Source organism: Pelomicrobium sp., assembly GCF_036803785.1.
GTDB lineage: Bacteria > Pseudomonadota > Gammaproteobacteria > Burkholderiales > UBA6910 > Pelomicrobium.
Genome location: NZ_DAIRTR010000044.1, coordinates 1 through 21483 on the forward strand (window position 1 = coordinate 1; position 21483 = coordinate 21483).

Sequence of the window (21483 nt, forward strand, 5' to 3'; positions counted from 1 at the left end):
ATGGATCACGGGGCTGTTCCTGATGATCGCCGGCACGGCCTTGCCCCTCGCCCCGGCGCGGGCGGCGCTGCAAGTCTTCGCCTGCGAGCCGGAGTGGGGAGCGTTGGTGCGGGAGCTGGGAGGAGAGCGGGTGGAAGTGTACGAAGCCGCCACCGCCTTCCAGGACGTGCACCGCCTCCAAGCCAGGCCGAGCCTCCTCGCGGCCTTTCGCCGGGCCGATCTGGCGGTGTGCACCGGCGCGGAGCTGGAGGTGGGCTGGCTTCCCATTCTTTTTGCGGAGGCGGGCAACCCCAACGTGCAGCCAGGCAAACCCGGCTATTTCGAGGCGGCCCGCTACGTAACCCTGCTGGAAATACCGGCCGTTCTGGACCGCTCCCTGGGGGATCAACATCCGGCGGGCAACCCCCACATCCACCTGGACCCGCGCAATCTCCTCCAGGTCGGGGAGGCTCTTGCCCAGCGCCTGTCGAGGTTGGATGCGGAGCAAGCGGCCTGGTACCGATCCCGGTACCGGGACTTTTCCGACCGGTGGCAGCAGGCGATCCGGCGCTGGGAAGCGCAAGGGGCACCTCTGCGGGGCATCCCCGTCATCGTACACCACCGGGACTTCACCTACCTGAACGCCTGGCTGGGCCTGAAGCAAGTGGGCGCGCTGGAACCCAAGCCGGGAATCGAACCCACCGCCAGCCATCTAGCACAATTGCTGCAAGCCCACCAACGCGAACCGGCCAGGATGGTTCTCCGAGCGCCGTACAACAGCCCGAGGGCCGCGCAGTGGTTTTCCCGGCAAGCGGGCATTCCCCAAGTGGTACTGCCCTATACCGTGGGGGGCTCGGAAAAGGCGAAGGACTTGTTCGGTCTGTTCGACGACACCCTGGAGCGGCTCCTCGCGGCTGCCTCCGCTCTGTCACCGGCGGCCCGAGAGTGAAGCCGGAAGCCTTCCAGGAGGGATGAAAGGAGGTCATCGTGAAACGATCTATCGTACCATTGGCTGCCTGGTGGCTCAGCGGTTCGGTGGCGTTGGCCCTGGCTGGTCAGGAAAAGCCCGGACAGCACGGTGCCCAGGAGGAAATCGCCAACCACCGCAGGATGGCTGCGGCTCATCAGGGCGCAGCCGAGTGCTTGCAGGCGGGCACGCCTCCCGCGTCGTGCCTCCGGGCGCTGGAGCAGGCGTGCAAAGGCCTCGCGGCAGGGCGCCGTTGCGGCATGAGGGTGGCGAAGGCGGAAGCGGAGGACACGGCCATCCTGCGGGACAAGCACCTCAAGATGGCGGCCGCCCATGCGGCGGCGGCACAATGCCTGGCCTCCGGGCAGGACATGGCGCGGTGCGAAAAGCGGCTGCGCCAGGACTGCCGGGGATTGTCCATCAACACCCACTGCGGCATGAGGGGGCACCCTTGACCTGGGGCCGTGCTGCTCGTTCCTCGGCGCTCCCATGCCCGGGAGCAGGCAGCAGCGTGCTCCTCGAGCTTTTCGACCTGCAGGCGGGCTACGGCGCGCCCGTCGTGGGCCCTATCTCCTTGCGGGTGGCCCGGGGCGAGGCAGTGGGGCTTTGGGGTAGGAACGGCGCGGGTAAGAGCACCCTGCTCGATGCCCTCGTCGGCCGAGCCCGGGTATTTGATGGCCGCCTGGTCAAGCCCGAGGGGATCCGTATCGCCTATCACCGCCAACAGGGCGCGCCGCTCGCAGGTCTTCCCGTCTCGGCCCGGGATCTACTGGCGCTGACCGGCGCCGACCGGGAGGGTCTTCCCGCTTTCTCGCAACCCCTGCTGCGGGTGCGCCTCGACCGCCTGAGCGGCGGAGAGCGCCAACTCTTCCAAGTGTGGGCCTGCCTGGCGGCGCCGGTGGACCTGGTGCTGCTGGACGAGCCCACCAACCACTTGGATCCCCGGGCCGAGGAGGCGCTCGCTCAGGCACTCAAATTCTGGCGGAGGGATCGCGCCGTCCTGGTGGTGAGCCACGAGCGGCAATTCCTGGAGCAGGCCTGCGACCGTATCCTGGAGATCGGCTGAATGGGCTTTTTTCTCGACCCCCTGTTCCAGCTCCCCTTCGCCACCGGCTTGGCCTACGCTCTGTGCCTTCCCGTCCTCGGGATGTACTTGCTGTTGCGCGACGAATGGATCGCGGCCCTGGCGCTCGCCCAGGTCTCGGCCTTCGGGGCCCTTGCGGCGGTAGCGCTTCATGCGCCTGTCATGATGGGAGCGGCAGCCGCCACCCTCGCCGCGACCCTGGCCAAGGCACGCCTCGGTCGCGGCGGCGCCACGGGCTACGTGTTGCTGCTCCTCTTCGGCTGGAGTGGCGCCCTGCTGCTGGTTGCCAACCTGCCCCTCGCCGACCCACTCGGGCGGGCCCTTCTGGACGGTCAGCTCTATTTTGCGAACGCGGCGCACCTGGCAGCGGGCGTGGGGGCGGTGGCGCTCACCTACGGGGCGCTGGTCAAGCTCTCCCGTCCCCTGCTTCTGGAGCGGCTCCTTCCAGGGTTTTCAGTGGCCAAGCGCAGACAGGCGCGACGATTGGGCTTCGCCTTCGATCTGCTGGCGGCGGGTGTGATCGCTTTCGCCACCGCCAGCGTGGGTGTCATGGCCACCTTCGCCCTTCTTTACGCGCCTTCGGTCATGGCCTATCGACTCGCGCCGGGCTGGAAGACGGGCTTGTTCGGCGCCCTGGTGACGGGCGCCGCCCTCTACGCAGCGGGCTTCGCCCTGGCCCTGGCGCTGGACCAGCCCTTCGGCCCGGTGTTGGTGCTGCTGGCGGTCGTGTCGACGGCGATTCTTCTGCGGATGGGCCGTCGAACGGCGCCTTCAGAGTGAGCGCTCACGGCATCTCCGTGGCCCCGGCCTGGACGCTCGCTCACTTTTCGGCGCCGCTCGCCCGGGCGACGTAGTGCGCCACCGCCTGGATTTGCTCCTCCGTGAGGGAGGTGCCAAAGGCCGGCATGATCCCGATCCCCTTCCTCACAGCAGCCGCGACGCGCTGGGCATCGGGTTTGAGCTGGTCCAGGTTCGGGCCGATCTCGGCACTCGAACCCGCCTCCTGTAGGGCGTGGCAGACGCTGCAGGGAGGCTGGGCGAGTCGAGTGAAGACTTCCTTGCCCAAAGCCATACGGGCCTCGGGGGTCGAGTCGCCGGCGCTGCATGGGACGGCGACCGCGAAGAGGGTTGCCGCCGCGAGGCGACGTTTGGGCAACACAGCGTAGTGTCTCATGGTGATCTTGAAGGTGGTGGCGTCAGAGCAACGCGGCGCCCGAGACCTGAGCGCCGCGCTCGGAAGTCAGGCAACCGTCACCTGGACCGCGTGATCGCGCCAACTGTTGTTGACGTAGCCCTGGTCGTTTTCCATCCGCTCTTCGGGCTGCACGTTGCCTTTCGCGTCGATGGCGCGGCTCGTCACCGTATAGGCGCCGGGCTTGAGCTCCGCCTGGAACACGAACTGGCGCCAGGCGTAGCGGCCCAGGTCGGGGCCCACGAAGCGCGCTTCTTTCCAGCTTCGGCCCCCGTCCAGGGACACTTCGACCCGCTTGACCGCCTGGGTGCCGCCGAAGGCGACGCCATGGATCTGCACCCACCCGGCGGGGAGCGGGCCCATGCCGGGGTAGGGGTAATTGACCCAGGACTTCACGTTCATCTCCCACACGGAGGGCTGGCTCGGGTCCCCCTTGGTCCCGATGGGAGAAATGCGGTAGCTGGTCTTCTGAATCTTGGCGTCGGTCTCCTCCCGGGTGAAGGCGAGCCGCTTGACGTACTTCACGTTGTTGACGCCGGTGTAGCCCGGCACGATGAGGCGCAGGGGTCCGCCGTGGGCGAGGGGAATGGGTGCGCCATTCATCTCCCAGGCGAGCAGGGCATCTTCCAGGGCGCTCAGGGGCACCGAGCGCTCTACCACCACGCCTTTCGGATCCAGGCCCTCGGGCAGTTTTTCTCCCCCCGTGCTAGTGATGAAGCGCATGCCCTCGGCCACTCCCCCCAGCGCCTGGGCCACCGCTTTCACAGGTACTCCGCTCCAGAACACGCAGCCCGCCGCTCCCACCGTCCAGGGAGTGCCGCTCGGCTTGTGGGGGAAGAAGCCGCGGCCGTTACCGGAGCATTGCAACACCATGGGCACCGTCTCCAGCCCCAAGGTCTTCAGTTGGGCGAGGGTGAGCTTGCGGGGGTTTTTGACTCCCTCCACCGTCAGCTCCCAACTGTTGCGGTCAGCTACGTAGGAGGGGTCCGGCGCTGGCAGGTTGTTGCGGATGAACAGCCGCTCGGCCGGGGTGATGAGGCTCGTGCCGAAGGCGCTGCGCTTGGTCTCGATGGTGCTCGCGCTGTGGACGATGAGGCTCTCCGCGTCCTTCCAGGCCACATACTCGGGCAGCGGCTTGGGCTTCGCTGGCTCCGCGGACCAGGCCCGGGGGCTCCAGCCGACGAGCCCCGCGGTGGCACCGGTCATCCCGGCAGCCAGGGCGCCGGCGCTGCCGGCGAGCAGTTGGCGACGGCGTCGATCGATGGTCTCGTGCATCGTTTCCTCCTCGCGGTCAAGGTTTTGAGGGACCCCGCCCTTGTTTTACAAGGCCTTAGGGCAAATCGTACCCCTACTCCCCCTTTATTCACGGGGCAAGGGGGCACCTACCGTTTTTAGAATGAGTTTAGATCATTTTTTTATTACATTCTAAAGGCCACTGCAAGCCCGTTTCTCCGGGCAGTGCAGAGGCCCGCCCTCGACGTAGCCCCATGACCACGTGCCGGTAAGGCTCCTCCATTTCCGGCAAGCCTCAGCGGCGGGCTCAGTATCCGACCACGGAAAGGTGGGGGTCAATTTGCCAGGTCTCGCTCACCAGGCGTCCCTCCCGGTAGGTGAGCACATAGCGCACCTTGATCGCCTGTTTGCCTTGGAACTCGACGTTGGCCGTCACGGTGGCGCCCTGAGGATTGGCGGATTCCTCCACTTTGTCCACGGTCAGCTTGAGCGGCCCCTGGGCCTTGACGAACTTTTCCCACACGGCGCGGATGCTCTGGAGGCCGTCGTAAGTGCCGTTGAGGGGACCGCCCACCCAGTTGAGTCGGGCATGGTCGGCGTAAGCGTCCGTGATGCGGTTGAGGTCGCCGGCGGCGATGGCCTGGAAGTGGGCCTTCGCGTCGTCCACGGCCGGCCCCGCGAAGGCGCTGCTGCTAAGGAGAATGAGCCAGCCCACCGCCACAGCACGTCGTTTCATCGCGTGATCTCCTTAAAAAATGGGTTGAAGGGTCACCACCGTGGTAAACGACCGCCGGCAGGCGCCTATTCCCCGGGCTCTGAACATTTTTTTTTCCAGACGAGCGGCACGGGCCGGCTGCTGTCGCGGGCCGGAGGGATTCTCCGCCGAGGCGCGGGAGATACGTTCTAAGGTTTTTGAACGCCTGTGGGAGGGCGGACGGTCGACGCGCAGAGCGCGGTCGGCAAAGCACCTCTGGCCCCTCAGAAGGGCTTGACCACCACTAGGATCACCACCGCCACCAGGATCACGACCGGAAACTCGTTGAACCAGCGGTACCACACGTGGCTGTGGGTATTGCGCTCTTCGCGGAAATCCCGCAGGAGCTTGCCGCACCACAGGTGGTAGGCGACCAGGACCGCCACCAAGGCGAGCTTGGCGTGGAGCCAGCCGCCGGAGAAGCCATAGCCAAGCCACAGCCATAGGCCCAGGGCGAGGGTCAGCACCCCACCCGGGGTCATGATGCCGTAATAGAGCTTGCGCTCCATCACCTGGAAGCGCTCGCGGCTCACCGCGTCCTCTGCCATGGCGTGATACACGAAGAGCCGGGGCAGATAAAACAGCCCGGCGAACCAGGTCACCATGAAGACGATGTGAAACGCCTTGATCCACAGCATGGCAGGGCTCCGGTACTCAAAAAGGTGCCTCCCTCAGGCGGCATTCATGGCCTGCGGGCTTGCCCAGGCGAGAACCCGGCTCCGGGCAGCCGCAAAGGCAGCCGCCGCAGCCGCACCCCGGTCGCGGCGAACACCGCGCTGGCCACCGCGGGCGCTGCGACCGGCACGGCCGCTTCGCCAACGCCGCCCGGCGGCTCGCCGCTTTCCACGATCTCCACCTGCAGCGCGGGCATTTCCGAAAACGTGAGGATGGGGTAGTCGCGGAACGTGGCCTGGGTGACCCGTCCGCCTTCGATGCGTACCTCTTCCTTGAGGGCCGCCGAAAGGCCCATGGCGATCCCGCCTTCCACTTGGGCCCGCACGCTGTCCGGATTGACCGCCAGGCCACAGTCGATCACGCCCACGGCGCTCTCCACCCGGATGTCCCCTGTTGCGCTTACCGTCACCTCTGCCACCAGGGCGACCCAGGCGCCGAAAGAGGCGTAGGTGGCGATGCCCCGTCCCCGGCCGGGCGGCAGGGGCGCGCCCCAGCCGGCCAGGGCCGCGGCTCGCTCCAGCACCGCCCGCTGGCGCGGGTGAGTGGCGAGCAGGGCGCGGCGGAATTCGAACGGATCGTGACCCCCGGCATGGGCCAGCTCGTCGATGAAGCCTTCCACCACGAAACCGTTTTGCGACGCCCCTACGGCCCGCCATGCCCCGCTGGGCACCGGCAGCACCACTTCCGCGTGCTCCTCCCGGTAGTGGGGGATGGCGTAGGGTACCTCCACCATATCCAGGGCCAACGCCGGGCCAGCGACGCGCACGAACAGGGCTTCGGGCCACCCTTTCCGGTCGAGGGCCGCTTGGAGTCTGGCCCGGTGCGCCGGGCGATAGACGTCGTGCTGCAGGTCGTCGGCCCGGGTCCAGAGGACCTGCACAGGGGCGCCCAGCGCTTTTGAAAGCGCGACCGCCTCGACGACGAAGTCGGTCTCCAGCCGCCGGCCAAAGCCGCCGCCCAGAAAGGCGGTGTGCACCCGCACCCGGGACCGGGGGAGCCCCGCCGCCTCGGCCGCCGCCTTCTGGGCGTCTTCCTGGCTTTGGGTGCCGACCCAGACGTCGCATCCGTCCCCGTGGACGTGGGCGGTGCAATTCATCGGCTCGAGCGTCCCGTGGGCGAGATAGGGGGTCGCGTAGACGGCCTCCAGCACCCGCTCGGCCCGGGCCAGCACCCCTTTGGGGCGGCCGCGGGCACGGGCCACCTTGCCGGGCCGGGCGAGGCCTTCTTCCAACGCCGCTTCGATGTCGTCGTTCGAAAGCGCCGCATGGGGGCCCGGCGCCCACGCGATGTCCAAGGCCTCGCGTGCCTGCAGGGCCTGAAGGAACGTTTGCGCCACTACCGCCACCCCGCTGCCGATTTCCAGGACCCGCGCGACGCCCGGAATGGCCAGCGCCCGAGACGGGTCCACTCGCTGCAGTCGCCCGCCGAACACGGGCGGGCGCGCCACCACGGCGACGAGTTTCCCGGGCACTTCCACGTCGATGCCGTAGACAGTACGGCCAGTCACCATGTCCGGGATGTCCAGTCGGGGCGTCGGACGGCCGATGAAATGGAACGCGGCCGAGGGCTTGAGCGTCACACGGCCAGGCTGCCGTTCCTGCGCCGCCGCTTGCGCCAGCACGCCAAGGGGAAAGTGGCGGCCCGTGGGCTCGTGGATTATTCCATCGTCATAGAGCCGGCATTCCCTGGCCTTGACTCGCCAGCGCTTTGCCGCCGCGGCGAGTAGTTTCTGTCGCGCCTCGGCCCCGGCGCGACGCAACCGCTGCCACTCGCCCCGGATGCTGCTCGAGCCGCCCGTCAGCTGCACGTTCCACATGGGGTTCTTGTACCGGGCCTGCGCCGGGGCGAACTCGGTGCGCAAGGCTGAGGGGGCAACGCCCAGCTCCTCGGCCACCAGCAGGGCGAGGCCCGTCAGAGCGCCTTGGCCCATTTCCGAGTGGTTGATCACCACGGTGAACACGCCGTCGGTGCTCAGGCGCACGAAATCGTTGAGGGGAAATTCACGGCTCCCGGGCGGCGGTGGGGAGAGGGCCGCCGGCGCTGCGGTGGGCAGCTCGCCCTGCGCTGCCCGTTCGAAGGCACGGCGGATCCGGGGGTACGTCCCGCAGCGACACAGCACTTCGTTTAGGGCTGCCGCCACCTCCTGGGGCGAGGGCCGGGGATGGCGGGCAAGCAGCGCCGCGGCCGTCATGATCTGCCCGCCCTGGCAATAGCCGCACTGGGGCACCTGTTCGGCGATCCATGCCCGCACCACGGGGTGCTCGCTTCCCAGCCCCTCCAGGGTGGTGACGGCGCGGGTCCCCACATCGGCGAGGGTGACCTGGCAGGCCTTGACCGGGGTGCCGTCGAGCCACACCACGCAGATGCCGCAGGCCCCGACGCCGCAGCCGTACTTGGTGCCTTTCAGCCCGAGGGCGTCGCGCAAGGCCCAGAGAAGGGGCGTCTGGGGCTCGAGGCGCAGGCGGTGCCGCCGCCCGTTGATGGCGAGCTCCATCATGGCGATGCCTGCCCTACGACTTCCCCGGGAAAGCTCACTTGAGCAAGCGCCGCCGGGTGAGCACCAGGGCCAGGTAGAAGGCGGCGGCTGCGTAGGCGAGCAGCACCAGCACATGGAGGAGGGGCTGCGTCGGTGCGCGGCCTACCACCAGCGGGCGCACTAGCTCGATGGCGTGGGTGAGGGGCAGTACCTGGGCGACGCTCTGCAGGGCCGCGGGAAGCTGCGCAGTGGGGAAGAACACGCCGCACAAAAGCACCATGGGGGTGACGACCAGGGTGAAATAGTAGAGGAAGAAGTCATAGCTCGGGGACAGGGCGGTGATCACGAGCCCCATGCAGGCGAAGGTGAGCCCGATCAGAGGAATCAAGGGGACGATCCACAGGGTGAGGGGCGAATGGGAGAGCCCCAGAAGCCAGATGACGGCAAGGATCGCCATGCCGGAGAGAAAGCTTTTGGAGGCGGCCCACGCGGCTTCCGCCGTCACCACGTCGTCCAGGGTGACGGGGGCGTTCAGGATCGCGTCCCAGGTACGTTGTACGTGCATGCGGGAGAAGCCGGAGTAGAGCGCTTCGAAGGTGGCGCTGTTCATGGTGCCGTAGCACACGGTGCCGGCGGCGAGGAAGGTGATATAGGGTACGCCCTCCACGGTGGGGAGGAGCCCCCCCAGCCCGAAGCCCAGGGCGAGCATGTAGAGCATGGGGTCGGCCAGGTTGCCCAGCATGGAGGGGATGGCGAGCTTGCGCCACACCAGGAAATTACGCCGCCATACAGGCACGAAACGCAGCGACAGTCGCGGCGGTTGCAGGTGCTTGGGATTGAAGCCGTTCAATCGGCGGATGGCGGGAAGCGGGGCGCTCACGGCACCTCAGCGAATCGGATGGCGTCAGTCACGGATGTCCCGGCCGGTGAGTTTCAAGAACACGTCTTCCAGGTTGGCGGGTCGGTGCAGATAACGCAGGCCGGGCCGTCCTTCCAGATCGGCGATGATGGGCTGGGCGTCATCGCAATAGCAGAAAGCGGTCTCCCCGGCGACCTCCACCCGCCGGCTCAGCCTCCTCGCTTGCTCCCGCGCCCACGCCTCAACGCCTTCACCGTACACCTCTACCACTTCCCGTTCGATGTGGTGGCGGATCAGCGCCCGGGGGGAACCATGGGCGATGATGCGGCCGCCGTCCATGACCGAAAGGGCGTCGCACAGCCGTTCGGCCTCGTCCATGAAATGGGTGGTGAGCACAATGGTCTTGCCCAGGGCGAGCAGGTGCTTGAGCCGCTCCCAGATCAGATGTCGCGCCTGGGGATCGAGCCCGGTGGTGGGCTCGTCCAGGAACAGGAGGTCGGGGTCGTTCACCAGCGCCCGGGCCAGGGTGAGACGCCGGCGCATGCCGCCGGAGAGGGTTTGGATGCGGGTATCGGCCCGGCCCTCGAGCCCGGCGAAGGCGAGCAGCGCCGGAACGCGCTTCCCCACCGTTTGGTCGTCCAGGCCGAAATAGCGCCCGAACACCAGCAGGTTTTCGGCCACGGTAAAATCCGGATCCAGGTTGTCGAACTGGGGCACCACTCCCACCCGCATCCGGGCTTCTCGCGCCCGCGTGGGTACCGGCTCTCCCAGCAGGCGGATTTCGCCGCCGTCGGGATCGGTGAGCCCCAGGCACAGCCGCAGGGTGGTGGTCTTGCCCGCCCCGTTGGGACCGAGTAGCCCGAAGCACTGGCCGCGTGCGACGGTCAGGTCCACGCCTCGCACCACCTCGTGCTTCCCGTAGGACTTGCGCAACCCCCGCACGGTTAGGATCTGCATGCAGCGGCCACTAGGCGCTTGAGCAGGGGCAGGCGCCCGTGGAAGAAGTGCTCGCCCCCCGGAATGACTACCACCGGCAGCCCCTGGGGACGCGCCCAATCCATGACTTCGCTTAAAGGAACCACGTCGTCGTGCTCGCCGTGGATGACGAGCGTATCCTCGGGCACATTGGGCATGGCTACGCGGTTGACCGCCGGCGCCACCAGCACTAGGCGAGCGGGCGGGAGCCGCCGCCCGGCCCGGGCCTGGATGGCGGCGCCGAAGGAGAAGCCGGCAAGCCACAAGGGGCTAGCGCCCAAGGTGGCGAGGGCCCATTGTGCTACCGCCACTGCGTCCTCGGTCTCTCCTTCGCCCTCGTCGAAGGCGCCGGCACTGTGCCCGACGCCCCGGAAGTTGAAGCGCACGGCGGCGAAGCCCTCTGACTCAAACGCCCGGGACAGGGTAGTGACCACTTTGTTGTCCATGGTTCCCCCATAGAGGGGATGGGGATGGGCGATCACGGCGATGCCCCTGCGCGGCGGGCCGGGATCGGCTAGGGCCGCTTCGATCGGGCCCACGGGGCCGGCGATCCGTATGGTGTTATGCTGCATGGTGGCCTGGAACCGTGACCGGAGAAGGCACGGACTCAAATGCGTAGCCGCTCCACGATGCGGCCGTGCACCAGGTGTTCTCGGATGATTTCGTCGATGTCATCCTTATCCACGTAGGTGTACCAAATCCCTTCGGGATAGACCACCAAGACAGGCCCCTCGCTGCACCGATCCAGGCAGCCCGCCTGGTTGACTCGCACCTTTGCGGGACCGGCGAGCCCGAGGGCTTTGACCTGCTCCTTGGCATAGGCCCGCATCGCCTGGGCGCCGTGGTTGTTGCAGCACGCTTCCCCCGCTTCTCGCTGGTTGCAGCAGAAGAAGACGTGGTACTTGTAATAGCTCACGATGGTGGGAGGGAAGGAATGGGAGCGGGAAATTATACCAGTTGGCGATCAGGCTTCCGGAGTGCGGGGACGCGCTACCCCCGGCAACGCCCGAGCCTGTCGCCGGCGGATCTGGGGCGGCGCCAATGAGACCGGAATCGGCGCTCGCGAATCCCCTCGCCGGGGTGCTGCGCTACCACGAGGCGAGCAAGCATCACCCGGACCGGTACGCACCCGGCCCAGGAGGTCTCGACTGGGCCAACCAGCCGGATCCCTTCCGTACCTATGCCGGCGCCCAGCAGCTTGCCCTGCCCTTGATGGCGGACCGGCTGCCGATCCTCTATGAGGATGTACGCCGCGGTGCCCGCGATCCCCGTCCCCTCGATCGGCAGGCGATCGCGCTCCTGTTCGAGCTTTCCTTGGGACTGTCTGCCTGGAAGCGTTACGGCTCGAGCCGCTGGGCCCTGCGCTGCAATCCTTCCAGCGGCAACCTCCATCCCACGGAAGCGTATCTGGTCTGCGGCGAGCTGCCCGGCCTGGCCCGGGGCGTGTACCACTACGTGAGCCGGGACCACAGCCTGGAGCGGCGGGGGATTCCTCTGGAGACCCAGCGCTGGGACCAAGCCCTCATGGGCGGCGTGTGGGTGGCCCTGACGGGCATCCACTGGCGCGAGGCATGGAAGTACGGGCTGCGGGCTTGGCGCTACTGCCAGCACGACTGCGGCCACGCCATTGGTGCCCTAGCCTACGCGGCCGCCGCCTTGGGCTGGAGGGCGCGGCTTATGCTCGGCATGGGGGATGAGGGCCTTTCGGTGCTGCTGGGGCTCGCTGGCCCATGGGGCGAGGCGGAGCCCGAATTCCCCGAGGCATTGCTTTGGATCGGCCCGGGCGTCCCGCCGCCCCGGAGCATCGAAGTGCCCCGGGACGGCCTGCGCTTTGTCGGGCAGCCCAACCGGCTGAGCCCCGAGCAGGTCCCCTGGCCGGGCATCGACGACGTGGAACGGGCGACCCGTCGGCCCGCCGGCTTGGAGCCGCCGCCCTGGACGCCGGCGCCCCTGCCGCCGTTGACGCCCACCGGCTGCGGGCTTTCGGCCGCCGCGCTGATCCGCCAGCGACGCAGCGCGGTGGATTTCGATGGTGTCACTTCTCTCTCCAGGGCCCGCTGGTTCACCCTGCTGGATGCCTTGCTGCCGCGCCCCCACGTGCCGCCTCTCGACGCCTGGTCGTGGCGACCGCGGGTCCATCCCGTCTTCTTCGTCCACCGAGTGGATGGGGTGGCACCGGGCCTATATGCCCTGGTGCGTGACGAGGACGCCTATCCGCGGCTGCGTGCGGCTTTGCAGGGCGAGTGGGCGTGGCGGCGGGTCGAATCGGCGCCAGCCCACCTGCCCCTGTACCTGCTCGCCGAAGGCGACGCCCGGGACCTCGCCCGCTTCATTTCTTGCCACCAGGACATCGCGGCTGATTCCTGTTTCGCTCTGGGTTTTCTTGCCGAGTTCGACACGGCCCTCGCTGCAGGACCCTGGGTGTACCGGGAGCTCTACTGGGAGGCGGGACTGCTCGGCCAGATCCTCTACCTGGAGGCGGAAGCGGCGGGCATCCGGGGCACCGGCATCGGCTGCTTCTTCGACGACGCGATGCACCGCCTGCTCGGCATCGAGGATCGCTCGTTCCAGTCCCTTTATCATTTCACCGCGGGCGGCCCGGTGGAGGACTCGCGGTTGCAGACCCTCCCGCCCTACGCGCACCTGCGCCGGTGAGGGCGAAATAGCCCAGCGCCAGCACCGGCCACAGCTCCGCCACGAAACCGGTGATGCCGTTAAAGTTGAGCAGATGGCCGTAGCGCCAGTCGAACAGGCGTAACACCGCCGAAGCGGTGGCGGCGTGCTCGAAGGCATAGGCGAAGACCAGGCTTGCTGCAGCCCCCGCCATCCCTACCCAGGCCCGAGGGGTGCGCCCCAGGCGCAGCACCAGTGCGGCGAAGGCGAGCCCGTAGGCGGTCCCCAAAGCCGCCTCCACGCTCAGCCATTGCAGCACCGCTTCGGGCTTGAGCAACAGATGCGCGGCGAGCAGCTTGCCCAGGGCGATGGCTACCAGCACCAGCGTGCAGAGCCAGAAGCGCGGGCGCGGTCTCGGTGTGAGCAGGGACACCAGCATGGAGAGGGTCAGGGTGTTGCTCAGGGAAAGGCCGAGCTGGGTGAAGGAAAATCCTTGCACGGCGGCGGGTTCCAGAGGAACGGCGGCTTCGAGCACCCGGCTTGCCATCCATGGCAGGGAAGGATTGGCTTGGGCAAAGAAGAACAGGGCGACAAGCACCAGCCCCGCGTCGGCGGCGCGGCCAGTGTGAAACCAATAGTCGCGCACGTCCGTCAGGGTGGAGAGGGCTGCCGGCCGTCGGAGCAGGGGCACGGCCAGGGCGGCCCCCAGCAAGGCCCCGGCACCGTTGGTAAGCAGATCCAGGTTGGAGGCGATGCGGCCGGGCACGAACTGCTGGCCGAATTCCATGAGGAAGCTCAGGCTCACTCCCAGCAGGCAGGTGGCGACCACGGCGGCCGACTTGGGCCAGCGGCGGGGCAGCGACACGATGACCAGAAAGCCGAAGGGAAGGTAGGCGGCCATGTTGATCAGCACGTCGCCCCGGGTCACGTAGCGGGGCCACGAGGCGAGCACGAATGCCAGCAGTGGCCGCTGCGGCACCTGCCAGCCGGCGAAAGGCGCCAGGCTGGCATAGGCAATGAGCAGTGTATATGCTAGGGCGGCGTAGAGGCTCAGCCGGAAAGGGCGAAGCGCCGGGGTCTGGGCTTCCTCGGAAGGCTCGCGCATGGCTGAGCGACAGGCGGAAACGGTGGCATTCTACGATATCTTCAACGGCGACGCCGACGGCCTCTGCGCGCTCCATCAGCTGCGACTCGAAGAGCCTCGTGACGCCGTGCTGGTGACCGGCATCAAGCGCGAGGTGCGCCTGCTCGGGCGCATTGCCCCCGTGGCTGGCGATGTGCTCACGGTGCTGGACATCTCCCTCGCGGAGAACCGCGATGCCCTCGCCCACGCCCTCGAGGCCGGCGCCCGATGCCTCTATTTCGATCACCACTACGCGGGGGAAATTCCCCGCCATCCCAATCTGGAGGCCCACATCGACCCGGCGCCGGACCTGTGCACCAGCCTGCTGGTGGACCGGTATCTCCACGGCCGCCATCGGGCCTGGGCGGTGGTGGCGGCCTTCGGTGACAACCTGTTCGATTCCGCCCGCCGCGCAGCCTTGCCCCTGGGGCTTTCGGAAGAAGCGCTTGCAAAGCTGCGGGCGCTGGGAGAAACCCTCAACTACAACGCCTACGGAGAGTCGGTGGAGGAGCTGTACTTTCACCCCGCTGAGCTGTACCGGCGCTTAAGCCGTTATGCCGATCCCTTCCGGTTCATCGCCGAGGAGCCAGCGTTCCAGCAGTTGCGCCGCGGCTATGCGGATGACATGAAAAAGGCGATGGCAGTCGAGCCCATGCGCCAGACCACGGCAGGGGCGGTGTACCTGTTGCCCGATGCGGCGTGGGCGCGGCGCGCCTGCGGCGCCTTCGCCAACTACCTGGCCCGCACTCACCCGGGGCGCGCCCACGCGGTACTCACGCCCTCACTTGCCGGCGGCTACACGGTGAGCGTGCGCGCCCCCATTGCCCGTCCGCTGGGAGCCGACCTCCTGTGCCGGCAGTTTCCTTCCGGCGGCGGGCGCCCGGCGGCCGCCGGCATCAACCGGCTGCCGGCGGAGATGGTGGAGGCGTTCGCGCGCAAGTTCGAGGAAAGCTTCGCTCCCGGCTCGTGACGCGCTCAGCCGAAAGGGTGTCCGCGCCAGGGTGGGATGTAGAGGCCGTCTTCAGGGCACCGCGCCGGCAGTGCCATTTTCATGGCGGCGCGTTGCGCTGTCGCTCGACGCACCGGCCACCGCCGTGACGGTCATCGGACCTTGACTTCCACCCACAGGCGATTCAGCAAGCGGCGGGTCTTGCGATCGTAGTCCCGCAGGTCGTGGAGCCGCTTGAATTGCTCTGCGTCTGGGAACAGATCCCGGTTCGCCTTGATCTCCGGTTTGATGTAATCCATGGCCTTCATGTTGGGATTGCCAGCGCCGATCTCGTTGGTGATGGCAGCCGAGGCTTCCCCTTCTAGCCAGAAGTTGATGAACTGGTGGGCCAGGTCGGGGCGCTGGCCGGTTTTGTGGATCACCAGGTTGTCCAGGGCGAACACCGCTCCTTCTTTCGGGGTGGAATAGCCGATCGCGAAGGGTCGCCCGGCCGCCCGGGCGTCCTGCTGGGCAGTGTAGAAATCGTTGGAATAGCCGTGGGCCACCCACACGTTGCCGATGGCGAGCTCCTTGAAATAGCTGCCGGCGTTGAACGCCGCCCAGTAGGGCTTGGCCTCGATGATGACGTCGCGAGCCTCCTTGAGCTTCTTTTCCTCGCTCTCGTTGGCGTCGTAGCCCAGATAGATCAAGGCGGCGGCGAACAGCTCCCGCTGGCTGTCCAGCACCGTGACCTTGCCTTTGATCTTGCTCAGGTGCTGCGGATCGAAGATGAGGGCCCAAGTGTCAGTGGGTAGCCCCAGCTCCCGCACCCGTTCCAGGTTATAGCCGACGATGGTGAGCGTGTACATGTAAGGCACCGAATAGCGGTTGCCGGGATCGAACCAGGGGTTCAGGAACTGGGGCTTGATGTTGACCAGGTTGGGGATCTTCGACTTGTCCAGGGGCCGGAGCTGGCCGGACTTGATGAGGGCCTCCACCGCATTACCCGTGGGTACCAGCAGGTCATAGCCCGTGGCGCCGGCGGCGAGCTTGGCCAGCATCTCCTCGTTGTCGGCGTAATAGTCCTGGGCGAGGCGGCAGCCGCACCGCGCTTCGAAGGCGCGGACCGACTCCTCGGTGATGTAATTGTTCCAGTTGAACAGGCGCAGCACCGCTTGCTGGGCGCGGGCGGGACGAATCCCGGGTGAAAGCACGAACCCTGCCGCGGCAAGCAGCGCCTTAAGCGCACGCCGGCGGCCCCACTTCATGCCTTGGCCCTCAGTACGTCCGGAGCTACGCGCCCGGCGATGACGATCATGGCGAGCGTGATTAGCATCATCAGCGCCGAGACTGCGTTCACTTCGGGCGTCACCGCCACCTTGATCATGGTGTAGATCTCCAAGGGCAGCGTCTTGGTGCCCACGCCAGAAGTGAAAAAGGTGATGACGAAATCGTCGATGGAGAGGGTGAATGCCATGAGCGCCCCGGCGATGATCCCCGGAAGGATCAAGGGCAGGGTCACCAGGCGGAAGGTTTGCCATGGGCTCGCCCCCAGGTCCCGCGCCGCCTCGAAGATGCTCTCGTCCATCCCAGCCAGACGTGCGCGCACGATGATGGCGACAAAACCGATACAGAAAGTGATGTGGGCGATGATCACGGTGACGAGCCCTAGGTCGAACTCTACCCCCACCGTCGACAGGAGCGGCTTCAGGGAGTTGAGAAAGTAGATGAGCAGCGAGACTCCCAGCAGGATTTCTGGCATGGCGACGGGCGTGAACACCATGAAAGGCAGGAATCGGGACCGGTAGCGGTGCATGGCAATGCCAGCCATGGTGCCGAGCACCGTGGCGATGCCGGCAGCAGTCAGAGCAATCAGCACCGAGTTGCGGGCGGCAATCAGCATGTCGGCGTTGTTGAACAGCCGCCGGTACCAGTCCAAGGTGAAGCCCACCCATTCCGCGTTGAGCTTGGAATCGTTGAAGGAGAAGGTGACGACGATGACCAGCGGGATGTAGAGGAAGGCGTAGGCGAGGAGGCTTGCGTACCAGAGCCAGAAATCGGGCATGCGGCGCCGCTCGCCGAGCCAGCCCAGGGCCGCGGCGGCGCCAAGCAGGAGGCAGCCGGCAGCGAAAAGCAGGTAGCGCGCCTCGCCAGCAAAGCAGCTCCAGAAGAGCACGGCGATGGCGAGCACTTCGACGCCCAGGCCCAGCTTACGCATGGCGCAACTTCCGCCCCGCGAACCAGGCTGCCAGGCCCGCCACCGCCAGCACGCACACGGTGAGCATGAGCGACAGCATGGAGCCGAACGGCCAGTCCCGCACCCCTAGGAATGCCTCCTTGATCATGTTGCCCACCATCCAGTCCCCGATGCCGCCCAGGATCTCGGGAATGGCGAACATCCCCAGCACCGGGATGAACACCAGCGCTGAGCCGGCGAAGACGCCGGGCAGGGAGAGCGGAAAGGTCACCTTCCAGAACCGGTGCCAGGCGTTGGCGCCCAGGTCTTGGGCCGCATCCAACAGGGCCGGGTCATGTTTTTCCAGGTTGGTGTACAGGGGCAACACCATGAACGGCAGGTGCACATAGACCATGCCCACGATCACCGCCGTGCGCGTGAACAACAGCTCGAAGGGTCCCAGGATGATCATCCAGGCGTAGACCCGTACCAGGAAGTTGCTGGCGAAGGGCAGCACCACCAGCAGTACCATGAGGTCGCGATACTTGCGGGGGCTTCGGGCGATGAGCAGCGCCAGGGGGTAGGCGATCACCAGGCACAGCAGGGTGGTGAGCGCGGCGATCACGAAGGACTTGAGAAAGATCTGAAAGTAGATCCAATCGCCAAAGAAGATGCGGTAGTTCTCCAAAGTAAGGCCCGCCTCTTCTCCGGGCTCGGTGGCAAAGAGGGGGGCGAGCCCGCCGAACTCGCCGGGATGGCGGAAGGAAGCCACCACCATGATGACTGAGGGCAGGACGAAGAACAGCAGGAGGAAGAAGAAAGGCGGCCCGCTCACCAGCCAGCGGGTCAGTCGTTCCCCGGAGATCCTATTCACGCAGGAATACCCCCGCGTCATGGCGCCAGGCCACGTCCACTGGATCGCCCACTTCGAAAAACCGGGCCCGGCCTGGGGCGGAATTGGCAAGCAGCGCCTCCACCCGGGCTCCGTTTTCCAGGTCCACGATGTAGGTGGTCACGTCGCCCACATAGAGCAAATCGTGTACCCTGCCCGGGAAGTGATTCTTGAGCTCCGCCGCTCCGGGGGCGGTAATGCGCACCTGCTCGGGGCGGATGGCGAACGCGCCTCTCATCCCAGGCCGCACGCCATCGGCGGGGGGCGCGTGGATTTCCCCCAGTCCAGGCACGGTGAGCACCAGCTGAGTGGGGGTTGCCTCCTTCACCTCCGCTTCCATCAGGTTGATGTTGCCGATGAAGTCGGCGACGAAGCGGTTTTTCGGAGCACTGTAGAGCCGGGAAGGCTCGTCCACCTGCTCGATGCGGCCCCGGTTCATGACGGCGATACGGTGGGACAGGGCCAGGGCTTCGGCCTGGGAATGGGTGACAAAGACGAAGGTGATACCCACATCCCGCTGCAGCTTGATGAGCTCGAGCTGCATCTCTTCCCGCAGCTTCGCGTCCAAGGCCCCCAGCGGCTCGTCCAGGAGGAGGAGGCGGGGATGGTTGACGATGCCCCGAGCGAGGGCGACCCGCTGCTTCTGGCCGCCGGAGAGCTCGTGGGGAAAGCGCTCGGCCTTGTCCGAGAGGTGCACCGCTTCTAGCGCCTCGGCTACCTTGGCCTTGATGGTGGCCGGATCCTTGCCCGCCATCTTGAGGGGGAAGGCTACGTTGTCTGCCACCGTCATGTGGGGGAAAAGGGCGTAGCTCTGGAACACCGTGTGGATCGGTCGCTTCTCGGGCGGGGTGGCGCCTAGGTCTCGGCCGTCCAGGACGATCTGCCCCTCGTCGGGCAGGTCGAAGCCGGCGATCATCCGCAGCAGCGTGGTCTTGCCGCAGCCAGAAGGGCCGAGCAGGGTAAAAAACTCTCCCGCCTCGATGGAAAGGCTCACGTGATCCACTGCCGTGAACTCCCCAAAGCGGCGGGTGACGTTGCGAATCTCCAGAAGCGCCATGGGCCGGATGCGGGAAAATTGGGACGCAATTCTAGCACCGCGCGGCCGCGCGCCAAGCCGTTTTTTACAGGTAGAAAAAGGCAGCGAGCTGCAGCCCGAGCAGGGCGGTGAGCAGGAGGGCGACCCAGGCGAGGCGCCGACTCTGGCGCTTCTGCTCCTCGAGCAGACGGGCGAGCTGGCCGGGCATGGGAGGGTCGGCCGCTTGGACGAGGGCCCGGTGGGCGAGCCGGGGCAACTGGGGCAGGAGAGCGGGCCAACGGGTCGATTCCTCCCGCAGGTGGCGCACCAGGGCCCGGGCGCCCACCTGCTCGTCCATCCAGCGCTCGAGAAAGGGCTTGGCCGTCTTCCACAGGTCTAGGTCTGGATCGAGCTGCCGACCCAGGCCCTCGATGTTGAGCAGGGTCTTCTGCAGCAGCACGAGCTGGGGCTGCACTTCCACGTTGAAGCGACGCGCCACCTGGAATAGCCGCACCAGGAGCTTGCCAAAGGAGATTTCCTTGAGGGGGCGGGCGAAGATGGGCTCGCACACGGTACGGATCGCCGCTTCGAATTCCTCCACCCGCGTCTCTCGGGGTACCCAGCCGGCCTCCACGTGGGCCTGGGCGACGCGTTTGTAGTCCCGGCGGAAGAAGGCGATGAAGTTCTGGGCCAAGTAGTTCTTGTCCACCTCGGTGAGGGTGCCCATGATGCCGAAGTCGAGGGCGATGTAGCGGCCGTCTTCGCCCACGAAGATATTGCCCGGGTGCATGTCGGCGTGGAAGAAGCCATCCCGGAATACCTGGGTGAAGAAAATCTCCACTCCAGCGCGGGCGAGGAGGGGGATGTCGATGCCCTGGGCCTTGAGCCTGTCCACCTGGCTGATGGGGATGCCGTGCATGCGTTCCATCACCATCACTTCGCTGGAGCAGTAGTCCCAGTACACCTCGGGCACCTGCAGTAACGGTGAATGCTCGAAATTGCGGCGCAACTGGCTGCAGTTGGCCGCCTCCCGCATGAGGTCCAACTCGTCGTACAGGTGGCGTTGGAATTCGGCCACCACCTGCCGGGGCTTGAGCCGGCGGCCTTCGGCCCACAGGGTTTCCACCAGGCCGGCGGCTACCTGGAGGAGCGCCAGATCGTTGGCGATCACCGCCTCGATGCCGGGCCGCAGCACCTTGACTGCTGCTTCGGTCCCGTCGTGGAGCACGGCGAGATGCACCTGGGCGACGGAAGCGCTCGCCACCGGGGTGAGATCGAACTCGCGGAACACTTGCCGGTAGCCTTGAGGGAAATTGCGCTGCAGGATTTCCTCGACCTGGGGCGAGGGGAACGGGGGCACCTGGTCCTGGAGCTTGGCGAGTTCGTCGGCGATGTCGGTGGGCAGGAGATCCCGGCGGGTGGACAGCACCTGCCCGAACTTGACGAAGATGGGGCCCAGGGCCTCCATGGCCAGGCGCAGGCGCACCGCCCGGGGCGCCTCCAGCTTTCTCCAGAACATGAGGAAGCGCACAAGCCCCCGCAGCCAGCGGAAGCGCTCGTGTCCCAGGATGAACTCATCCAGGCCGAAGCGCTGGATCACCCAGGCGATCTTGATCAGCCGCGCAAACCGCATGGCAGGGAAAGGAAGCCGGGGGAGCAGCGGGGTGGGTGCGCCCTCGCCCGGCGCGCCGCGGCCCCCAGGGGAAAAGGACTCGGGATAGGCTGCGGAGCCGTCAAGCGCTGGAACCTTTCCCGGCTTCGCCCTCCAGCCGCTCGATCCGCTTCTCCAGGCGCTCCACGTCGTCGCGCAGACTGTCCACCTCGCTCAGGAACCGAGCGACCTCTTCCCGCTTGGGCAGAAGGCCCTGCTCCTCTCGGGCGTATTCGGCCAGCATCTCGGCGACACTACCGGCCGCCTGTACCGGCCAGCGGGCGAGGGCTGTGCCGCCTTCCACCAGCCGATGGGCCAGCACATCGCCCATCACGCGGCTTAAGTCCTCCTCCACGTCCCAGCGCAAGTGGCGAAACAGGTGCGCCACGTCGGCGGCGAGCTCCGCGTCGCCTTCGGTATCCACCTCCCGGTAGGCGGCCTCATCCTCGAGCAGCAGCCGCGGCAGCAGAAAGGGCGAAAGACGCAGGATGAGCGCCGGCTCTGTCTCCTGGGGTGCCACCACGTAGCCCTCCTCTCCTATCGCCAGCGTCGCGTCGAGGGGCGCGACGACGAAGCGCACCGCCTTGCCCGCGTGGCGGCGCAGCCGCTCCCGGGCCCAGGCCGAGCGCTCGAGGGCGTGGTTGACAGCGGCGGCGAAAGCGCGGCTCAACATAGGAAAGGCAGCCACCCACAAGGGAACAGGCCTGAATTTTAACCCTTAAAGCCCGAGGTCACGGCCCCGGCCCCTGGACCGAGCCCGCCAGCCGTGATCGTTTGCCCCATGGTAATCTTCGTTCCGCGGCCAGCACCCCGGTGCCGCGGCGGGTAACGGCGCGGGGTTTCGGGTCAAGGAGGTCTCGATGGGCATTCTCTCTTGGATCGTGTTTGGGC

22 protein-coding genes are annotated in these 21483 nt (G+C 67.0%); 6 read left to right on the forward strand and 16 right to left on the reverse strand.

Going from position 1 to position 21483, the window contains the following annotated elements; genetic code table 11:
• Positions 1–22: 22 nt before the first annotated feature.
• Genes V7Q81_RS07075 through V7Q81_RS07090 form a run of 4 tightly spaced genes read left to right on the forward strand, consistent with a single transcriptional unit; the run spans position 23 to position 2810 of the window.
• Positions 23–928 (forward strand): metal ABC transporter substrate-binding protein, encoded by a 906-nt coding sequence (locus tag V7Q81_RS07075; protein WP_333841413.1) that lies wholly within the window; start codon positions 23–25, stop codon positions 926–928.
• A gap of 38 nt (positions 929–966) precedes the next feature.
• Entirely contained in the window at positions 967–1401 is a 435-nt protein-coding gene (locus V7Q81_RS07080; RefSeq protein WP_333841367.1) for a hypothetical protein, read from the forward strand.
• Between the two features lie 56 nt (positions 1402–1457).
• Positions 1458–2012 carry an ATP-binding cassette domain-containing protein gene (locus V7Q81_RS07085; RefSeq protein WP_333841369.1) on the forward strand — a complete coding sequence of 185 codons (555 nt, stop codon included), beginning with the start codon at positions 1458–1460 and terminating at the stop codon, positions 2010–2012.
• On the forward strand, positions 2013–2810 hold the full coding sequence (locus tag V7Q81_RS07090) for a metal ABC transporter permease (protein ID WP_333841372.1): 798 nt from the start codon (positions 2013–2015) through the stop codon (positions 2808–2810).
• 40 nt (positions 2811–2850) lie between these two features.
• Here V7Q81_RS07090 and sorU read toward each other — a convergent pair whose 3' ends face one another.
• The 9 genes from sorU to V7Q81_RS07135 all read right to left on the reverse strand — a co-directional run bounded on the left by sorU (position 2851) and on the right by V7Q81_RS07135 (position 11110).
• On the reverse strand, positions 2851–3204 hold the full coding sequence (gene sorU / locus V7Q81_RS07095) for a SorU family sulfite dehydrogenase c-type cytochrome subunit (RefSeq protein WP_333841375.1): 354 nt from the start codon (positions 3202–3204) through the stop codon (positions 2851–2853).
• Between the two features lie 66 nt (positions 3205–3270).
• Positions 3271–4497 carry a SorT family sulfite dehydrogenase catalytic subunit gene (gene sorT / locus V7Q81_RS07100; protein WP_333841377.1) on the reverse strand — a complete coding sequence of 409 codons (1227 nt, stop codon included), beginning with the start codon at positions 4495–4497 and terminating at the stop codon, positions 3271–3273.
• 265 nt (positions 4498–4762) lie between these two features.
• Entirely contained in the window at positions 4763–5191 is a 429-nt protein-coding gene (locus tag V7Q81_RS07105) for a nuclear transport factor 2 family protein (protein WP_333841380.1), read from the reverse strand.
• A 242-nt stretch (positions 5192–5433) separates the two neighbouring features.
• Positions 5434–5847, reverse strand: coding sequence for a protoporphyrinogen oxidase HemJ (gene hemJ, locus V7Q81_RS07110; protein WP_333841382.1), 414 nt, complete (start codon positions 5845–5847; stop codon positions 5434–5436).
• Between the two features lie 44 nt (positions 5848–5891).
• A complete protein-coding gene (locus V7Q81_RS07115) occupies positions 5892–8381 on the reverse strand; it encodes a molybdopterin cofactor-binding domain-containing protein (RefSeq protein WP_333841384.1) in 2490 nt (829 codons plus the stop codon).
• Between the two features lie 34 nt (positions 8382–8415).
• A complete protein-coding gene (locus tag V7Q81_RS07120; RefSeq protein ID WP_442954784.1) occupies positions 8416–9210 on the reverse strand; it encodes an ABC transporter permease in 795 nt (264 codons plus the stop codon).
• A gap of 54 nt (positions 9211–9264) precedes the next feature.
• On the reverse strand, positions 9265–10176 hold the full coding sequence (locus tag V7Q81_RS07125; RefSeq protein WP_333841387.1) for an ATP-binding cassette domain-containing protein: 912 nt from the start codon (positions 10174–10176) through the stop codon (positions 9265–9267).
• Positions 10164–10766, reverse strand: coding sequence for an alpha/beta hydrolase (locus V7Q81_RS07130; RefSeq protein ID WP_333841390.1), 603 nt, complete (start codon positions 10764–10766; stop codon positions 10164–10166). Before V7Q81_RS07130 ends, V7Q81_RS07125 begins: the two co-directional genes overlap by 13 nt.
• Positions 10767–10801: 35 nt before the next feature.
• On the reverse strand, positions 10802–11110 hold the full coding sequence (locus V7Q81_RS07135; RefSeq protein ID WP_333841393.1) for a (2Fe-2S) ferredoxin domain-containing protein: 309 nt from the start codon (positions 11108–11110) through the stop codon (positions 10802–10804).
• A 125-nt stretch (positions 11111–11235) separates the two neighbouring features.
• Here V7Q81_RS07135 and V7Q81_RS07140 point away from each other — a divergent pair, with 125 nt between their 5' ends.
• Positions 11236–12849, forward strand: a complete 1614-nt coding sequence (locus V7Q81_RS07140; RefSeq protein ID WP_333841395.1) for a nitroreductase — start codon at positions 11236–11238, stop codon at positions 12847–12849.
• On the opposite strand, the gene V7Q81_RS07145 is transcribed toward V7Q81_RS07140, so the two are convergent.
• The gene (locus V7Q81_RS07145) at positions 12779–13912 is read right to left on the reverse strand and encodes a VanZ family protein (protein ID WP_333841397.1); all 1134 of its coding nucleotides are present in this window, start codon (positions 13910–13912) and stop codon (positions 12779–12781) included. The two genes, V7Q81_RS07140 and V7Q81_RS07145, sit on opposite strands and share 71 nt — an antisense overlap.
• On the opposite strand from V7Q81_RS07145, the gene V7Q81_RS07150 reads away from it, so the two are divergent.
• A complete protein-coding gene (locus V7Q81_RS07150) occupies positions 13911–14900 on the forward strand; it encodes an acetyltransferase (RefSeq protein WP_333841399.1) in 990 nt (329 codons plus the stop codon). The genes V7Q81_RS07145 and V7Q81_RS07150 overlap by 2 nt on opposite strands.
• A 131-nt stretch (positions 14901–15031) precedes the next feature.
• On the opposite strand, the gene V7Q81_RS07155 is transcribed toward V7Q81_RS07150, so the two are convergent.
• The 6 genes from V7Q81_RS07155 to V7Q81_RS07180 all read right to left on the reverse strand — a co-directional run bounded on the left by V7Q81_RS07155 (position 15032) and on the right by V7Q81_RS07180 (position 21265).
• Positions 15032–16126 carry an ABC transporter substrate-binding protein gene (locus V7Q81_RS07155; protein WP_333841401.1) on the reverse strand — a complete coding sequence of 365 codons (1095 nt, stop codon included), beginning with the start codon at positions 16124–16126 and terminating at the stop codon, positions 15032–15034.
• Positions 16123–16923, reverse strand: a complete 801-nt coding sequence (locus V7Q81_RS07160; protein WP_333841417.1) for an ABC transporter permease — start codon at positions 16921–16923, stop codon at positions 16123–16125. Before V7Q81_RS07160 ends, V7Q81_RS07155 begins: the two co-directional genes overlap by 4 nt.
• A 145-nt stretch (positions 16924–17068) precedes the next feature.
• Positions 17069–17929: an ABC transporter permease gene (locus tag V7Q81_RS07165; protein WP_333841403.1), complete on the reverse strand. Its 861-nt coding sequence runs from the start codon at positions 17927–17929 to the stop codon at positions 17069–17071.
• On the reverse strand, positions 17901–18983 hold the full coding sequence (locus V7Q81_RS07170; RefSeq protein ID WP_333841405.1) for an ABC transporter ATP-binding protein: 1083 nt from the start codon (positions 18981–18983) through the stop codon (positions 17901–17903). Before V7Q81_RS07170 ends, V7Q81_RS07165 begins: the two co-directional genes overlap by 29 nt.
• A 64-nt stretch (positions 18984–19047) precedes the next feature.
• Entirely contained in the window at positions 19048–20574 is a 1527-nt protein-coding gene (ubiB, locus tag V7Q81_RS07175) for a ubiquinone biosynthesis regulatory protein kinase UbiB (protein WP_333841408.1), read from the reverse strand.
• Positions 20575–20674: 100 nt separating this feature from the next.
• A complete protein-coding gene (locus V7Q81_RS07180; RefSeq protein ID WP_333841410.1) occupies positions 20675–21265 on the reverse strand; it encodes a ubiquinone biosynthesis accessory factor UbiJ in 591 nt (196 codons plus the stop codon).
• Positions 21266–21483 lie beyond the last annotated feature (218 nt).

What these genes read in the sequence shown, in the direction of transcription:
- V7Q81_RS07075 (WP_333841413.1), top strand. Translation starts at nt 23, where the DNA reads ATGATCGCCGGCACGGCCTTGCCCCTCGCCCCGGCGCGGGCGGCGCTG.
- V7Q81_RS07090 (WP_333841372.1), top strand. Translation starts at nt 2,013, where the DNA reads ATGGGCTTTTTTCTCGACCCCCTGTTCCAGCTCCCCTTCGCCACCGGC.
- sorU (WP_333841375.1), bottom strand. Translation starts at nt 3,204, where the DNA reads ATGAGACACTACGCTGTGTTGCCCAAACGTCGCCTCGCGGCGGCAACC.
- sorT (WP_333841377.1), bottom strand. Translation starts at nt 4,497, where the DNA reads ATGCACGAGACCATCGATCGACGCCGTCGCCAACTGCTCGCCGGCAGC.
- V7Q81_RS07105 (WP_333841380.1), bottom strand. Translation starts at nt 5,191, where the DNA reads ATGAAACGACGTGCTGTGGCGGTGGGCTGGCTCATTCTCCTTAGCAGC.
- hemJ (WP_333841382.1), bottom strand. Translation starts at nt 5,847, where the DNA reads ATGCTGTGGATCAAGGCGTTTCACATCGTCTTCATGGTGACCTGGTTC.
- V7Q81_RS07115 (WP_333841384.1), bottom strand. Translation starts at nt 8,381, where the DNA reads ATGATGGAGCTCGCCATCAACGGGCGGCGGCACCGCCTGCGCCTCGAG.
- V7Q81_RS07125 (WP_333841387.1), bottom strand. Translation starts at nt 10,176, where the DNA reads ATGCAGATCCTAACCGTGCGGGGGTTGCGCAAGTCCTACGGGAAGCAC.
- V7Q81_RS07130 (WP_333841390.1), bottom strand. Translation starts at nt 10,766, where the DNA reads ATGCAGCATAACACCATACGGATCGCCGGCCCCGTGGGCCCGATCGAA.
- V7Q81_RS07140 (WP_333841395.1), top strand. Translation starts at nt 11,236, where the DNA reads ATGAGACCGGAATCGGCGCTCGCGAATCCCCTCGCCGGGGTGCTGCGC.
- V7Q81_RS07150 (WP_333841399.1), top strand. Translation starts at nt 13,911, where the DNA reads ATGGCTGAGCGACAGGCGGAAACGGTGGCATTCTACGATATCTTCAAC.
- V7Q81_RS07145 (WP_333841397.1), bottom strand. Translation starts at nt 13,912, where the DNA reads ATGCGCGAGCCTTCCGAGGAAGCCCAGACCCCGGCGCTTCGCCCTTTC.
- V7Q81_RS07155 (WP_333841401.1), bottom strand. Translation starts at nt 16,126, where the DNA reads ATGAAGTGGGGCCGCCGGCGTGCGCTTAAGGCGCTGCTTGCCGCGGCA.
- V7Q81_RS07160 (WP_333841417.1), bottom strand. Translation starts at nt 16,923, where the DNA reads ATGCCCGATTTCTGGCTCTGGTACGCAAGCCTCCTCGCCTACGCCTTC.
- V7Q81_RS07165 (WP_333841403.1), bottom strand. Translation starts at nt 17,929, where the DNA reads ATGACGCGGGGGTATTCCTGCGTGAATAGGATCTCCGGGGAACGACTG.
- V7Q81_RS07170 (WP_333841405.1), bottom strand. Translation starts at nt 18,983, where the DNA reads ATGGCGCTTCTGGAGATTCGCAACGTCACCCGCCGCTTTGGGGAGTTC.
- ubiB (WP_333841408.1), bottom strand. Translation starts at nt 20,574, where the DNA reads ATGCGGTTTGCGCGGCTGATCAAGATCGCCTGGGTGATCCAGCGCTTC.
- V7Q81_RS07180 (WP_333841410.1), bottom strand. Translation starts at nt 21,265, where the DNA reads ATGTTGAGCCGCGCTTTCGCCGCCGCTGTCAACCACGCCCTCGAGCGC.